Raw genomic sequence first — 15,317 nt, forward strand, 5'->3', positions numbered from 1 at the left:
GATGCATTGTTTGAAAACGAAACAAGGCGAATAATATGAACATGAAGTCTCTCCTCCTTGCCTCATCGGCAGCAGTAATGTCGTTCCCGGCATTTGCAGCGGATGCAATTGTTGCTCCTGAACCAGAAGCCGTTGAATATGTTCGCGTTTGCGATGCTTACGGCGCTGGTTATTTCTACATCCCGGGCACCGAAACCTGCCTGCGCATTCACGGCTATGTCCGTTATGACGTAAAGGGTGGCGACGATGCCTACTCCGGCGTTGACCGCGAAGGCTGGGACAAGAGCCTGCGTTTTGCCCTGCGCACGTCAACGGCTTCCGAAACCGAATTCGGCACTTTGAAAACCTTCACCGAAACCCGCTTCAACTATTCGTCGAGCAATTCGCGTCACGATGGCTATTACGGCGATTCGAACATTGATGGCTTCGGCGGCACCAGCTCCGATGTTGTGCTGCAGTTCGCCTATATCGAACTTGGTGGCCTGAAGGTCGGTATCGATGAGTCGGAATTTCACACCTTCACCGGTTACCTCGGCGACATCATCAACGACGACGTGGTCTCGGCTGGTGCATACCGCACGGGCAAGATCTCCTACACCTTCGCAGCTGGCAACGGCTTCTCGGCAGTGGTCGCTCTTGAACAGGGCGGCGATAACGACGGTGGTTATACAAACCCGTTCGGTCATGACTACGCTATCGACGGTTACATGCCACATGTTGTTGGCGGCCTGAAATATGCTGGCGGCTGGGGTTCGATCGCTGGTGTCGTTGCATACGACTCGGTTATCGAAGAATGGTCTGCAAAGGTCCGCGGCGACGTTGCAATTACGGACCGCTTCGGCCTCTGGCTGCAGGGCGCTTATGCTTCCGAAGAAAGCCCAGATCAGATGTACGGCCAGTGGGGTGGTGAATGGGCTGTCTGGGGTGGTCTGAAATATGCCCTGACGCCAAAGGCAACCTTCAACCTTCAGGGCGCACATGACGATTGGGGCAAAACAGCTGTTGCCGCCAACGTTGCCTATGAAATCGTTCCGGGCTTCACGATTACGCCGGAAGTCAACTACACCAAGTTCGGCGGCGACTGGAAGCGTTATGAAGCCGTTGCTAACGGCAATGACGTTGACGACGCATGGGGTGGCACGATCCGCTTCCAGCGTTCGTTCTAAGCTCGGTATATAGATAGCATTCATTTGCTATCAGTATCGACACGGCCAAATAATGCATGATGATTATTCTTCATTATTGCCGTGTTGCGTTTGAGAGAAATACAAAGGCGGCGAAAGGGCTCTTTCGTCGCCTTTGCTTGTTGCCGCCCACATAAACAAGACACCCGATTGGCAGAGCCATCGCCAGCGATAAACTGTCAGATTTTTCTTAAAATCATTCCATCTATACATTAATATGAGAAAACTATCCATATAATTATGAATAACAATTCATTGTATTTAATATAAATACAATTATTATTTCTGAAAACATAGGTAATTTAATTTATAATTACCTTCCTATTTTTCAGTAAAATCTGTACTTGTCGGAATCGTCCCAAGCGCTATTTGCCCTACCGATCCGCCTCCCCGGATCACTGGTACTCACAAAGGAGAAACCGCGATGGCATTTGTTCAGACAAAGGATGGAACTGAGATCTATTACAAGGACTGGGGTCCGAAGGACGCACAGCCGATCCATTTCCATCACGGTTGGCCGCTCAGTGCGGATGATTGGGACAACCAGATGCTGTTCTTCCTCAAGGAAGGCTTTCGCGTCGTCGCGCATGACCGCCGAGGCCACGGTCGATCGAGCCAGGTCAGCGACGGTCACGATATGGATCATTATGCTGCCGACGCCTCGGCAGTTGTCGAACATCTCGATCTTCGCAACGCCATCCATATTGGCCATTCAACAGGCGGCGGGCAGGTTGCACGTTATGTGGCGAAGTTTGGCCAGCCGCAGGGTCGGGTCGCCAAGGCGGTTCTGGTCAGTTCTGTTCCACCCCTGATGGTCAAAACAGCCAACAATCCCGATGGAACCCCCATCGAAGTATTCGATGGCTTTCGTTCGGCACTCGCCGCCAATCGCGCGCAGTTTTTCATCGATGTGCCCTCTGGTCCTTTTTACGGATTTAATCGGCCGGGAGCAAAGCCATCGCAGGGCGTTATCGATAACTGGTGGCGACAGGGCATGATGGGAAGCGCCAAGGCACATTATGAGGGGATCAAGGCGTTTTCGGAAACGGATCAAACAGAGGATCTGAAAGCGATAACGGTACCAACCCTCGTGCTGCAAGGCGACGATGACCAGGTCGTTCCTTATAAATGCGCCTCGATCCTGCAGGACAAGCTGCTACAGAACAGCAAACTGATCATCTATCCGGGCTTTTCGCACGGGATGCTTACAGTCAATGCAGACGTAATCAACGCTGATCTGCTAGCCTTCATACGTGGATGAAAACAGTGCGCCCCGGATATCGTCCGGCGCGCACCACGCATCAGATTCTCGAGCAAAGGCCATCGCTTTTCTAGGGAACGACTGCAATTGCTTTCAGCAGATCGGCATTGAAACGCTCCGGATCCTGCGTCTGCGGGCTATGCCCATAGTCGGGATAAGTAATCAGTTGCGAATTGGGAATACGCGCCTGAGCTTCCTTTGCCATTACCGGATAATTGCCGAGCGTTGCCGCGAGTTCGGGATTCGCGCGGTTTTTGCCCATGGCCGTATTGTCCTTCAGACCAATCATCAGCACTGTCGGCACACGCAGCTTGTCCAATTCATGAACAACAGGCTGGTTGAACACCATATCGGCGGTCAAAGCCTGATGCCAGGCAACAATGTTGCCGCCCGGACCTTCATACATGGATGCCAGCATATCGACAGGGCGGTCGAATTCCGGTTTCCAAGTACCGGCATAGTATGTCGATTGCTGATAGGCCTTGATGCTTGCACGCGTCACCTTTAGCTCGGTGGCGTAGAGCTGATTGATGGTCGCATTGGGCACGCCCTTGGCACGCCAGTCTTCCATTCCCAACGGATTGACCACCACCAACTTCTGGAGTTCATCTGGATATTGCAATGCATAGCGTATGGCCAGCATCCCGCCCATCGAGTGACCGACCAGAACCGGCTTTGTGATGTTAAGTGCAGTCAGAAGCTGATGCGTGTTATCCGCAAGCGCGTGCAGACCATATTGATAGCGGGCTGGCTTCGTTGATTTGCAAAACCCGATCTGATCGGGTGCAATGACCCTAAATCCCGCCCCCGTAAGCGCCTTGATGGTAGTCTCCCATGTGCCACCGCAGAAATTCTTGCCATGCAGAAGCACGGCGGTCTGGCCATTGGCCTTTTCTGGACGGGCGTCGATATAGGCCATGGTCATGGCCTCGTTCTGGCTGAGTATGGTTTGACGCTGAACCGGCCAACCATAATCGAAATCACCAAGCAAAGGGTCAGCCATGGCAGGTGTTGCAACTCCCAACGCGATTGCCATCATCATCGGGATCATGGGTGATACAGTCATCTGGGCCTCCAATTGTCTGCTCGAACTGCAACGATATCGATAGAGACTGGAGCGTTCCGAGCAAAAGTGTGAAACGGCTTTTTCGTACAGGAATGCGTTATGGAAAGAGATCGAGCGGCTCTGGCTCAAACGGACCGCGACCGCTCAATCTCTATCATCATCATGGCTTCATGACCGTTGCGTGGCTTGCCGCGATCACGAAACCGTTGGTGAGGACCAACACGTCTTACTTGTCGATGAAATCGGCAAGCAGCGCGTTGACTTCAGGGGCAGATTCTTCAAGCAGCCAATGGCCGGTATCTGGAAGAATGGTCGAACCAAGCTTGCTCGGATCCTTCACGAAGCGGGCCGCGAGCTGCTTTGGCAGAACGTCGTTCACGCCCTTGGCGCCGCTGATCGAATAGACCGGGATGGTCAACTGCTTGCCAGCGGCGAGCAGAGCTTCATTCTGACGAATGCTATCGGAATGCGACTGATAATAACCGAATGCCGCATGCAGGTTCGCGCGGGTCGAATAGGGTTCGATCAATTCATCCAGCAGAGCCGGGGTGAAGGTGTCCTTCTTGCCGGCATATTCCTTGATGAAGTAGCTCATGAACAGAACCGGATCGGTGGAGACCATCTTTTCAGCGATGTCGCCGAATGAGAAATAGCCAAAGTGCCAGCCAAGGCCCGGACCGTGCGGCGTTAGACCCGGATAGGTCCACATTGCCTTGTCGGGGATCGGCGAATCCATGAACACCACCTTCTTGATGATATCCTGGTTGTTCGCGACCATCGGGTAGGAAGCCGAGTTGCACAGGTCATGGCAGACATAGGTGAAGGGCTGGTTGTTGGTCAGGCTCTTGATCGCGCCCAGAAGATAGGTGCTCATCTTTTCTGCGTCATAGCCCGCAGCAGACGGTTCCGACTGACCGAGGCCAGGCAGGTCGAGAGCAATGACCTGATGGTTTGCGGAGAACTTTTCCAGAGCCGGTTCCCACATCTTCCAGGTAGAGCCGAAGCCATGAACGAAGATGATCGGATCGCCCTTGCCCTCTCCCCCGCTCACATAGTGCAGGCGGATGCCATCTGTTTCCACCATGCCGCTCTTGAAACCTTCAGGAACCGCATATTGTCCGCGTTGCTCCTCCTTCACCTTGGCCAGAGCTGCTTTAGAAACTTCCGGCGGCGTGTTGATGGAAGGCAGCATATTTTCCTGTGCCAGAACAGGCGATGAAAACAGCATCGTGGCGCTGAGCAATGCACCGACAGATAGGATTTTAGAAAACACGGTTTCGTCCTTTCTTGAGAAAGCCCGATACGAATGATCTCGGGCGGAATGACCCGGCGTCCCTGAAGTTGCCGTATAAGCGGGACACCGATGCCAAAAAGGCTGGAAGGCGGCGAGGTCAGGCCGCAAAAATCCATCGGCCCGGTTGAGAGGCGCGTGAATTCTTCCAGAAAGAGGGTGCGATCAGGCGACGAGCGAACGTCCGCTATAGGGCGGATAGTCGACATAGCCTGCGCGTCCGCCGCCGTAGTAAGTCGCACGATCCGGCTCGTTCAGGGGCCAGTTGTTACGCAGACGCTCAACGAGGTCGGGATTGGCGATGAATGGCTGGCCGAAGGCAGCAAGATCGATCAACCCCGCATCAATCAGACGCTGCGCGCGCGCCTGATCCAGACCACCAGCTAAAATGAGCGCGGTATCCGGCAGCAATGGGCGCCATTGTTCCATCAAGCCATGGATCGCATCGCTGACCGGGCGTTCGCCATAAGGCAGCTTGACCTGTCCAGATTGATCCATGACGTGCACATAGGCAATGCCACGCCTGCCAAGCTCCGCAGCCAGAGCCACATAGGTCTCTTCAAGGTCGGGGAAAAGCGGGTTGTCGTGAATGGTGCCATAAGGCGACAGACGAATGGCAACGCGGCTGGCGCCAATGACTTCCGACACAGCATCGACGGTTTCAAGTACAAAACGCAGTCGATTTTCGATGGTGGTTGCCGAATAGATATCATCGCGGTCATTGACCAGCGGATTGATGAACTGTTCGAACAGATAGCCGTTTGCGCCATGAAGCTCCACGCCATCGAAACCAGCTTCCACCGCGTTACGTGCGGCCTGCACGAAATCACCGGTCACCCGCTTCACTTCTTCAGTGGTGAGGGCGCGGGGTTCCGAGACCGGAACGAAATCCGGCTCACCATTCGCATTGCGAACGAAGGACATTGCGCCCGAAGCAACGCGTCCCGTCGAGCTCACCGGCGCTATACCGTCTTCCTGGATCGAGCGGTTGGAAATACGACCGACATGCCATAGCTGCGTGAAGATGCGACCACCTGCGCTGTGAACGGATTGCGTCACCAGACGCCAGCCCCTGATCTGCTCTTCGGTGAAAATTCCCGGATTGAAAAGATAGCCCTGCCCTTCACGGGAAATCGGGGTTCCTTCCGTAATGATCAGTCCCGCTGTGGCGCGCTGGCTGTAATAGAGTGCGACCAGCTCGTCGGCCGCACCACTGAAACTACGCGAACGGGTCATCGGCGCCATGACAATGCGGTTGGGCAGTGCCAGACCCGAAAGATTAAACGGCTTGAAAAGGCTGCTCATGTTCTGGTTCTCCTGAACGGCGTCCATCAATTTTTCTCGAGAGTTTTATATGGCCGTTGACGCGGCAGCTAAATGCGGCTTGAATTCGGAACATTACGGAAGGATTTTCCGGTATGAAAATGAAACTCGATCATTTCGGCGCGCTACAGACATTCGTGCACGCTGCTGAGAAAAGAAGCTTTCGCGAAGCGGGCCAAATTGTTGGCCTTTCGGCATCTGCCGTCGGCAAGTCGGTGCAGAAGCTTGAAGAGCAGCTCGACGTGCGCCTGTTTCATCGCTCGACGCGCTCGATCACGCTGACGACCGAGGGAAAGCTGTTTCTCGAACGATGCCGCCGTATTCTGGGCGAACTGGAAGTAGCGCAGGCAGAGTTGTCGCAATCTTCCCAAGGCACCCATGGGCGCCTGAAGGTTGGTTTGCCCATTTCATCCACGCTGCTGGTGGGAGCCGTCAGCGCTTTTATGAAGGCCTATCCCGAAGTCGATCTGGAACTGGATATCAGCGACCGCTTTGCCGATGTCATTGACGAAGGTTTCGACGTGGTAATCCGCACGGGGAAACCGAAGGACAGCCGCCTGCTCTATAAAAAGGTAGGAGAATTCTCGTGGTGTCTCGTCGCATCACCGGACTATATCGCACGATGCGGCGCACCCCAGTTCGTCGCCGATCTCCAAAATCATCGCTGTCTCCGGCACCGTTATTCAGAAACCGGCAAGATTGCCCCATGGGAACTGGCCGGCCAAGAGGATGACACCTCCAGAGCACCGGAAACATTCACGGTAACGACTGTCGATTCAATTATACAGCTGGCACTGGATGGCAATGGAATTGCGATGTTGCCGAGTTTTGCTGTTAAAGGAAAAATACTGGATGGTTCATTGATCGATGTCCTTCCGGGCGCGGCCAACAATACGGGGATATTCTATCTTCTTTGGCCCGCAAGTCGTTATCCGCTGTCGCGAGTACGTGCCTTTGTCGATTTCGTTTCGAAATTTCTTACAGACGAACTCGCTTAGACAATAGTGTTTTCCAATATCTTAAGGCAGCGGCTTATACACATCTCGTTATTTCAAAGAATTAGAACCGTGTTCAGCAGAACGATCAAACGCCTCCAATATCTCGGCAAGTCCGATCTGGAATGCGGAAAACATCGCTTCATCTAAAAGTTGACGCCCCGGGCCCTCGTCTTGGATTGATGCGGCAAGCGCCGCACCGTGCGTATAGTCAACCAGAATATGTGTCCAAAGCGCCGTGAGTTGCGAAGAATGGCTGCGTTCACCCAACAGGTTCGTCAACTCAGCTGTGATCCTTCTGGCTTGATCCGGGAAAATTGCTGGCCGCGCAAAAATCGCCAAGGTCAGTGAAGGGTAGAGGACAACCTTGACGTAATAGGCCCTCATGAGGTGACGGGCGCGTTCCAGTGCATCACCATGCTCAGGCGCTACGACATCCGCATAGACAAGCTCCGCCAGCGCCTTGATCAACCCATCTCTATCCTTGAAGTGATGATAGATCGTCATGGGATTGATGCCCGCACGTGCTGCCAGTGCGCGCATAGTCAAACCGTCAAGTCCGCTGGCATCCAGCATTGACAATGCCTCGCGAAGAATGGCTTTCGGCGCGACGGTCATTCCGTCGGCTGGCGGTCGGCCTCTTTTCCTCGCCGTCATTGGATAACCTTGTAATGTGACTGGACCAATCCAGAAGGAAAGGACCTCGTGCACTCGTGCTTAAGCGATACATCGCGTTGATCACCACCAAAAAGTGGACGACCGGTTCCGAGTAAAACTGGCACCCTCGTGATCACCATGTCGCTGATCAGATCGCGAGAGAGAAATGATTGAATAATGCGGCCGCCATCCACATAAACCCGTTTTGCACCCTCCGATTGAAGCATCGCCATAGCATTTCCCGGTGACTTGTCCGAGAAGCGAACCCGTCCGATCAGGTCAGAGGGAACCGTTTGCTTTGCAAGCAGCGCTGACAAGACCAGTACCGGACGGGTATAGAACCAATTTCCCATGCTTCGAACCGACTCGTAAGTCCCGCGACCCATAACGATAACGTCGATGTCGCTTATGAAGTCATTATAGCCGTGATCCTCACCAGCATTGTCGCGCTCGAGCAGCCAATCAATGGCCCCGTTTTCGCGGGCAATAAAGCCATCCAGGCTTGTAGCGATGAATACATGTCCGGTGACCATTTTCGACTCCTTAATTATACGTCGTATAATTAAGGATTTTTTGGCCTCTGTCAAAATCGCCCTATCAATCGGGTCCATTGATCGTCGTGAAAACGGACGATCCGCGCACTTCAACTAACGTTCGCAGTATGGTGGGAGAACGCTTCGTCGGGAAATTGCTTAGTCAAGAATCCGAATTCTGAAATCCTCGTTCCACGGTTCGCGTACTGATATATAACCAGAAACGTTTGAAACCGTCTCGGCGAGAGCTTCTTGTTCGTCAGCACCGAGCGTCCCGCCGGGCCAAACGAGATTGATGACATTGCCTACGCAAGCGCGGTGGGGGGCGGGGTTACAAGTTTCCTGGTCGTTCAGCGGCGTCAATAGTGTAAAATACACCATACCACCAAATAACCTGAAGACTCACGCCGCCTTATCTCCCACCAGACGATCCCTTCCCTCTAGCTTGGCCTGATAGAGGTAAGTGTCAGCGCGTGTGATTGCCGATTTGAATGACTCGCCATGTTCGAGGACCGTGACGCCGAAACTTGCGGTGAGACGAAGGTTCGCAGATATATGATACCATCTCCGCGCCGCAAATGAGCAACGCAAGTCTTCAACTATGGTGATCGCGGCTTTCATTGGAGTACGGGGCAGAAGAACCACGAATTCTTCTCCTCCCAGTCGCGCCACACAGCTTCCATGGCCAGCCCGCTCTTGCAGCAGCTGAGCGAAATCGGCCAAGACCATATCACCGGCATGATGCCCATATTGGTCATTCACCGTTTTGAAATGATCAATATCAGCCAAGACAATTGCTGCCTGTTCTCCTGACATGGTGTCTAGCTGAAACGAGCGTATGAATGCCTGCATGCCTCTACGGTTGTAGACTCGCGTGAGTGAGTCCGTATTCGCCAGATCGCGGTAACGATCAATCACGTCCATGCTCACAGCAAGCACAATCGCAAACGTCAAGATAACCACACCAAAAAGCCCGGTATACTGAAGCACCACACCCCAGAATGAGCTGCTCCACGACCCCACCTCCGGTGCAAGATCGTTCAAGAAAAGATAGACGCCACACTGAAATAAAAGAAATAGAAATATCGCACCAAATGTTGCGAAGAGTATAATGTCTGAGGAGGACTTCACTTTCGATTTCACACGCCACAGAGAAGCCAAGATCAACGACGCACTACCGGTGAGGATTGATAGTGTTTCAAGCCTTATGCTTTGGAAGACCATCAGTGATAGAGCGGCCATGCCTAAGAAAATAACCACGATAGTTGCGTCTAGAACCGGCTTCTTTCGGATTTTGAAACGCTCTGCGAGAGCACGACAACAAATGGCCACACCCGCCATTATAAACGAGTCTTCTCCTAAAGGTTTGAATGCCGAGAATGTAACGGTTCGAAAGAGCATGAGGCCGTAACCGGCTCCAAGAAGACACAACCCACTGCCCCATGAAACAGTCGGAAAGCCAAACCGGGCAGCACCAATCAGACCAAAGCCACAAACGAGGATCAACAATGGAACGGACCATTCCAGAGCGGAATTGATCATGAGACGGCCTTCACGATTTTTCAGTTGAACTAAGACGCAATTAACGTCGGAAGAACGAATGAGCTGCACGATAGATCATCGATTGCTTGCTCACATTATCGTTGCTCGACTAACATCTGATCGTTAGATCGACAAGCCGGTATTTAATTAATTTCATCAAAACAATGTGTTCTTCATAAATTTCCCGTAAAATATTAATACGTTTTTTATTCAAAATTCATCTTACGATTGATATTTTTATATTTATGGACCAATCGCATTGCGATGCGAGAGGACTCCATCAATGTTGATTATAAATATTACTATCCAGATCGCTGTATCATACGAGAAAGGTCGGCATTCAATATTTAAATGCCGCCTCTTAAATCATCCGGACACCAATGATCCTTGATCGACCCAATGATACTCGCTTGTTCTAATCAAATATATCTGGGCTAGCCCGTACTTCCTTTAACAAAAGTACAAGGTTGAAACCCACCACGTTTCCACGTCTAGACAAACACGCTTAAAAACCTAGGGTTATTGGCAGTATGCTGGCTTTTTGTCGCCAGCCATGCTGCAACCCCGCTTGATTTCATCTCTGATCAAATCGCACGAATTAGCAGCATTGCATGGCGGGTTCGTAGCGGGTGAAATCTCCTTACATTGATTGACGAGAATGTTCGCTGCTTTGGCACCAATCTCCTGCTTGCAGTCAGCCGCCGCATCCGCCTCGTCCTTGTCACCTAGCTTTTTCAACCAACCCAACTGTTGGCTCAAAAGGCCGATCCTTTGACGGGTCAACACTTCCTTGCAATCGGCTTCTGAAACCATAATTGCGTAGTTCACCTGCTGATAGCGACACTCACTATCGCGATACTTGATCCAGTTGCGCTGACTTTCCTTGAGTTGCCCCTGATTTGAGGCTGGCAACGAGTTGATGACCTGACCATAAAGATCATTCAGTCTTCGATCCGCCGCCTTTAGATCAGCATAGGCCACCGAAGACTGGAGTACAGCAAACGTAACCAACACAACTGTTAATAATCGTTTCATCGTCACATCCCCTCGTTTACGATCAAACATCGACAGCCGCACCTCAACCAAAGGCACTCTGCGCCGCCATCCTATTACTTGGTGGTGTATCCTCCATTAACGAGGATGGTCTGGCCAGTCATCCACCAGCCTTCCGAGACCAGAAGACGAATCCAGGGAACGATGTCGCCAATATCCGTGAGACCCGTCTTCGAGAAACTGGAAAGGGCTGCTGCGGTCTTATGATAGGCCACGGCATCTGCGCCTTCGGCAGGATAGAAGAAAGGCGTATCCATAGGACCTGGTCCGATAGCGGTTACAGAAATCCCACGTTCGCCGAACTCCTTTGAAGCCGCGCGCGTGAAATGTTCAACAGGAGCCTTGGTGCCGGCATAGCTCGAATAAAACGGCGTATAAGCGCCGAGCAGGGAAGTCACCAATGTACAAATTTTGCCGTTGTCGTTCAGTTGTTTACCCGCTTCCTTGATGAAGAAGAAAGCGGCCTTCGCGTTGACTGCTGACATTTCGTCATACTCGGCTTCCGAAATTTCCGTCATCGGCTTCTTCAATACCTTGCCGACGGTATTGATCGCGATATCCGGCTTGCCAATCGCCGCAATAGCGTCAGCGAACAATTTCTCCGTTGCACCGGCAGTGATCAGGTTGGCCTGAAAAGCAACAGCTTCAGCGCCTGCAGCCTTCACGGCAGCAACGGTTGCGTCAGCGTCGGCTTTGCTCGCCGCGCTGTTGTAATGGATCGCAATTGCCTTGGCCCCATGAGCGGCAAGATCACGGGCGATGAGCCCACCTAAATTCTTTGCGCCACCAGCGATAATGACGGTTTTGCCTTTGATGGAATGATCAGTCATGGAATTAGGCTCCTATAGTTTATAACGAAATACCCCGAATATTGGAGACATAGCGGTCTCTCATAACCCGGGCGACCGCTGTCAGTTATATGGGGGCGGACTGACAGCGGTCTGTCACCGCGGCCAACATTGACCAGTATGGAAAGACCTCGCCAGCCTCCGGTGATTGGTAGATAGCATCAAGCATGCAGCTGGCTGTCCCCCGACATCATAACTGTGACCCCGACTGGTCGTGCCGGCGTTGAAAGGATGTCGTCATAGTTCGAATATCTGTCATCGCCCAAGCTCGCACTTAAACCGTCTACCACATATTCGATAGGACAGCGGTGAAGGGGCGCTTGGTTGCTATGAGGCGCGTACGAAATGAAACTCGAAGTCGTTGGTAAACTCCTGTGTGAAACGTTGTGCAACTCAGGATATACCAGAGTTCCTATTTTGACCGCTGCTACAAAGTAACGGCCGACCATCAGATTCCAGTCCTATTCAGATAGAAGAGTTGCTTCAGAATACGCTGATATTCGCAGATGCAACCAAGCCCACTGGAGGACAGGTGCATTGAGCCTCAATGGCGCCTATATTCCGCCGCGTCGGATTCTTGTTGGTGTCGTTTTTCTGCGCTCTCTCATAAGTGAGGTCATATGGCTTTGACTTCCGAACCCACAGGTTCTCCATATCTCAGCTAAGGGGAGGTCATCAGCCCGGATCAACATCTCGGCATATTCCAATCGCAAATCTATTAGATATTGATGTGGGCTCTTTCCGGTGGTTTGACGGAATCCACGCGCAAAGTGACTGACCGAAATGCGAGCCAAACTTGCCAGTTTCTCAATCGGAATATTTTCCGATAGATGAGATCGCATGTAATCATCAACGGTACGCCAGGTTTTAGCTGAAAGCCCCCCGAAGGCCGGACTGTGATTCACCTTTTTGATTGAAGAATGGTTCCGCAGTACATTCAACCAGAATGCAACATTGAGAGAATCCAAGTACAATAAATTTGGCTTGTCACACTCACGCAAAATCTCTTCGCGCATGAGGTTCGCCAACGCCAATGCGGTCTTATCAACACTCCCAGCCCTGAGTGGTCTTAACTCGTACACATCATTGTCGAACTCTGCCGCAGCAAGGTTGCGCAAACGCTCCGCTCCGAAAGACGTCAGAATATTCTCTTTTGGCGTGTGCCATCGTGCAAAAAGATCCGCCTTATCCGGAATTAACTCCAAAGATCCAACCGGGACATTTGCAGATGTACGCCTGTCAGACCCCAGCCTCGCTTCCCGTTCCATCTGCGGAGTTAGAAGAATAAGAGCAAACGGTTCTGGCGCCACCAGTTGGATCTCATTTGGTCCTGTTCTGGTGAGCGTAATCGCACTTTTCTCAGAACTGTAAACCTTGCCCCATTCTTCAGGGATGCTCTCTAGCCACTTCATTTTTGAGCGAGACCCGGAACGACGTGCTGCAATTTAGCGAGTTTATTCCCAACACGACTGCAGTCAGTTAAGCCAGCGAGTACCGACGACGATCCGCTGTGGCTTTCCGATTGAGGAGTGCAGGCAAGCAACACGTATCGGCAGACTTCGGTAATAAATTGCTGCAGGCACGAAACGGACTTTTGATGTTGCTTATTCCGGAGAGGCCGCGTCCTATCAAACAGATCAATGCTATGGAAATACCCACGTTGTGATTTCAGTCGGATGTGTGCAGGATTACCCTTCACATCCTCCACAGTTACGATCGTCGCACTCGCCACTAATGGCCAGTATGTTCGGTCACTCATCCACGCTCCACAATCGCAGTATACAACGTCCATCGATTTGGCATTGCTTAATAGGAAACCACGGCTTGGATCATTATATAAGTGAGTAAAATTGAATTTAGAACGTTACGTAACCGTCACATCAAAGACGAAACCTCTTTGCTCTCTCCGCAGAAGACGGGATTTCCAAACGGTTATATTCGGTTTCTGCCGGGAAAAAGACATCACGGCTCCCGGCGAAGCCCGATAGCTGCGTTCCATATCAACCCATCGAAACGTTGCGCGTGAACCTGGGTATATAACTCCCTTTGGGAATCGTAATATGTATAGGCTCGGATTTACCTATTCCATTATTATAAGCATCGAGTGTATCGCGAAGCCGCTTCGCACTGGTTCTAACCAGTGAATCTCCGACGAGATCATCCCCGATTTTCCGATCAAAGACGTCAAGTGCGATTGCGCATTCTTTAATTCTCTCCGCTCTCCCAGAAAGCGTTTCTTCCACAATGTAGATAATGAACTTACGCGCCCGCGGCGAGCGAGCAAAACCAATTGAATTCGTCATTCTGAAAAGGCAATCACGTATAACGTCTTCAAACCCTGTGATATCGCTTAATACGGCTTCCCCATCAGAGGCATTACGCAAGATCATGGCTGAACCTGGCGTTAAATATTCAGCGCTAATTGACTTCTGCACATTGCTTGATCCGTAAGGCAATGTCTGCACGTCATTGGACGTCGTACTTATACTTGCAAATTCAGGTAATCTCACCGATGTGTAGGATGTAGAAAATGTGGTCGCTCTCTGTCGATAGGCAGCAAGTACATCCAGGTTTATCGCCAGGAGGACGGAGAATGCGAGTACAACCCCACCGATGAGCCCAGTATATTGAATTAGTATCCCCCAAATGGAATTACTCCATAAGCCAACTGTAGGCTCCCCATCGTCAAGAAATATGTAAATAATGGCTTGAAGCAGCAAACACGCGAAAACAAAAGTAAATGAAAATAAAATTATCAAATCGGGTGTTGTTCTGCTTCTGAATTCGACCTTCCATACGTATGAAAACACGACGGCTGCACAACCAATAATGATCGATAGACTTTCCAGTCTGACGCTGTGGAAAAACAACAGAGAAAAAGCCGCAGCCGACAGCGCGAGAAGAATGATCATCCCATCGAAGAACAGGGACACCCTCAGCTTAAACCTGTCAGCAAATGCCTCACAGCAGATCACCACGCCTGTCAGCAACAGGAGATCTTCACCGAGGGGTTTAACTGCAGAAAAGCTCTTGGTACGAAAAAGCATCAAGCCATAGCCGACCCCTAAAAAGCACAATCCGACTCCCCATTTCATGGTCATCGCGTTCAATTTCGCCGCAAGTATAAGCGCGAGCCCACAAAGGAAAAGTAATATCGGAACGGACCATTCCAAGGCGACATTGATCATAGTTGGGCCTTTTCTTTAAACCGCAAATGCGAGGGAACTGGGGGATCCTCGCATCACAATTCGGAGGGGATGAAAGCCGCTCCATTATGGATGTCGACTAACATCACCTCGTAAATGCCACAACTATTTTAAACACTTATATATTACAAATAAGTATTTGCTTTATACATTTTTGGTGAACACCTATTTGCACAGAAATGCCGTCACGATACTTGATGATTTTGGTCCATTATACGATGAGCACCCCCTATTGCCATTTTGTGAATGGCGAACTCGTCTTTAGCTAGGCGGCGTGGACGAATTTGAGCCAGTATCTTGCGGTAGCAATATGAACCATGCTGATGAAGCTCTCGGCGAGTTGGTCGTATCGAGTAGC

13 protein-coding genes and 1 pseudogene are annotated in these 15,317 nt (G+C 51.3%); 3 read left to right on the top strand and 11 right to left on the bottom strand.

All coding sequences use genetic code 11. From position 1 onward, the window contains the following. Positions 1-35 precede the first annotated feature (35 nt). On the top strand, positions 36-1,166 hold the full coding sequence (locus FHW00_RS23570; RefSeq protein WP_078341128.1) for a porin: 1,131 nt from the start codon (positions 36-38) through the stop codon (positions 1,164-1,166). 442 nt (positions 1,167-1,608) lie between these two features. Then, complete coding sequence (locus FHW00_RS23575; protein ID WP_078341127.1) at positions 1,609-2,445, top strand: alpha/beta fold hydrolase; 837 nt, start codon at positions 1,609-1,611, stop codon at positions 2,443-2,445. A gap of 70 nt (positions 2,446-2,515) precedes the next feature. On the opposite strand, the gene FHW00_RS23580 is transcribed toward FHW00_RS23575, so the two are convergent. From FHW00_RS23580 to FHW00_RS23590, 3 genes are all read right to left on the bottom strand, one after another. Next, on the bottom strand, positions 2,516-3,511 hold the full coding sequence (locus FHW00_RS23580) for an alpha/beta fold hydrolase (protein WP_078341126.1): 996 nt from the start codon (positions 3,509-3,511) through the stop codon (positions 2,516-2,518). Between the two features lie 226 nt (positions 3,512-3,737). Further along, a complete protein-coding gene (locus FHW00_RS23585; RefSeq protein WP_210189499.1) occupies positions 3,738-4,784 on the bottom strand; it encodes an alpha/beta fold hydrolase in 1,047 nt (348 codons plus the stop codon). A gap of 183 nt (positions 4,785-4,967) precedes the next feature. Beyond that, the gene (locus tag FHW00_RS23590; RefSeq protein WP_078341124.1) at positions 4,968-6,107 is read right to left on the bottom strand and encodes an alkene reductase; all 1,140 of its coding nucleotides are present in this window, start codon (positions 6,105-6,107) and stop codon (positions 4,968-4,970) included. Positions 6,108-6,220: 113 nt separating this feature from the next. On the opposite strand from FHW00_RS23590, the gene FHW00_RS23595 reads away from it, so the two are divergent. Beyond that, a complete protein-coding gene (locus FHW00_RS23595; RefSeq protein WP_445558021.1) occupies positions 6,221-7,123 on the top strand; it encodes a LysR substrate-binding domain-containing protein in 903 nt (300 codons plus the stop codon). A 48-nt stretch (positions 7,124-7,171) separates the two neighbouring features. Here FHW00_RS23595 and FHW00_RS23600 read toward each other — a convergent pair whose 3' ends face one another. From FHW00_RS23600 to FHW00_RS24660, 8 genes and pseudogenes are all read right to left on the bottom strand, one after another. After that, positions 7,172-7,738, bottom strand: coding sequence for a TetR/AcrR family transcriptional regulator (locus FHW00_RS23600; RefSeq protein WP_445558020.1), 567 nt, complete (start codon positions 7,736-7,738; stop codon positions 7,172-7,174). Positions 7,739-7,773: 35 nt separating this feature from the next. Beyond that, the gene (locus tag FHW00_RS23605; protein WP_078341140.1) at positions 7,774-8,310 is read right to left on the bottom strand and encodes a dihydrofolate reductase family protein; all 537 of its coding nucleotides are present in this window, start codon (positions 8,308-8,310) and stop codon (positions 7,774-7,776) included. Between the two features lie 402 nt (positions 8,311-8,712). After that, positions 8,713-9,852 carry a GGDEF domain-containing protein gene (locus FHW00_RS23610; protein ID WP_078341121.1) on the bottom strand — a complete coding sequence of 380 codons (1,140 nt, stop codon included), beginning with the start codon at positions 9,850-9,852 and terminating at the stop codon, positions 8,713-8,715. A 519-nt stretch (positions 9,853-10,371) separates the two neighbouring features. After that, on the bottom strand, positions 10,372-10,917 hold the full coding sequence (locus FHW00_RS23615) for a lysozyme inhibitor LprI family protein (RefSeq protein ID WP_078341139.1): 546 nt from the start codon (positions 10,915-10,917) through the stop codon (positions 10,372-10,374). A 44-nt stretch (positions 10,918-10,961) separates the two neighbouring features. After that, entirely contained in the window at positions 10,962-11,735 is a 774-nt protein-coding gene (locus FHW00_RS23620; RefSeq protein ID WP_078341120.1) for an SDR family oxidoreductase, read from the bottom strand. 572 nt (positions 11,736-12,307) lie between these two features. Then, positions 12,308-13,165, bottom strand: a complete 858-nt coding sequence (locus FHW00_RS23625) for a helix-turn-helix domain-containing protein (protein WP_078341119.1) — start codon at positions 13,163-13,165, stop codon at positions 12,308-12,310. 588 nt (positions 13,166-13,753) lie between these two features. Beyond that, entirely contained in the window at positions 13,754-14,941 is a 1,188-nt protein-coding gene (locus FHW00_RS23630) for a hypothetical protein (RefSeq protein ID WP_078341118.1), read from the bottom strand. A 283-nt stretch (positions 14,942-15,224) separates the two neighbouring features. After that, a pseudogene (locus FHW00_RS24660) lies at positions 15,225-15,317 on the bottom strand (IS5 family transposase); the annotation flags it as partial.

The sequence above is a fragment of the Ochrobactrum sp. P6BSIII genome (assembly GCF_014138065.1).
Taxonomy (GTDB): domain Bacteria; phylum Pseudomonadota; class Alphaproteobacteria; order Rhizobiales; family Rhizobiaceae; genus Brucella.

Coding starts and splice junctions, on each gene's coding strand:
- FHW00_RS23625 (WP_078341119.1), bottom strand. CDS start 13,165: ATGAAGTGGCTAGAGAGCATCCCTGAAGAATGGGGCAAGGTTTACAGT.
- FHW00_RS23590 (WP_078341124.1), bottom strand. CDS start 6,107: ATGAGCAGCCTTTTCAAGCCGTTTAATCTTTCGGGTCTGGCACTGCCC.
- FHW00_RS23620 (WP_078341120.1), bottom strand. CDS start 11,735: ATGACTGATCATTCCATCAAAGGCAAAACCGTCATTATCGCTGGTGGC.
- FHW00_RS23600 (WP_445558020.1), bottom strand. CDS start 7,738: ATGACCGTCGCGCCGAAAGCCATTCTTCGCGAGGCATTGTCAATGCTG.
- FHW00_RS23610 (WP_078341121.1), bottom strand. CDS start 9,852: ATGATCAATTCCGCTCTGGAATGGTCCGTTCCATTGTTGATCCTCGTT.
- FHW00_RS23580 (WP_078341126.1), bottom strand. CDS start 3,511: ATGACTGTATCACCCATGATCCCGATGATGATGGCAATCGCGTTGGGA.
- FHW00_RS23570 (WP_078341128.1), top strand. CDS start 36: ATGAACATGAAGTCTCTCCTCCTTGCCTCATCGGCAGCAGTAATGTCG.
- FHW00_RS23575 (WP_078341127.1), top strand. CDS start 1,609: ATGGCATTTGTTCAGACAAAGGATGGAACTGAGATCTATTACAAGGAC.
- FHW00_RS23615 (WP_078341139.1), bottom strand. CDS start 10,917: ATGTTTGATCGTAAACGAGGGGATGTGACGATGAAACGATTATTAACA.
- FHW00_RS23630 (WP_078341118.1), bottom strand. CDS start 14,941: ATGATCAATGTCGCCTTGGAATGGTCCGTTCCGATATTACTTTTCCTT.
- FHW00_RS23605 (WP_078341140.1), bottom strand. CDS start 8,310: ATGGTCACCGGACATGTATTCATCGCTACAAGCCTGGATGGCTTTATT.
- FHW00_RS23595 (WP_445558021.1), top strand. CDS start 6,221: ATGAAAATGAAACTCGATCATTTCGGCGCGCTACAGACATTCGTGCAC.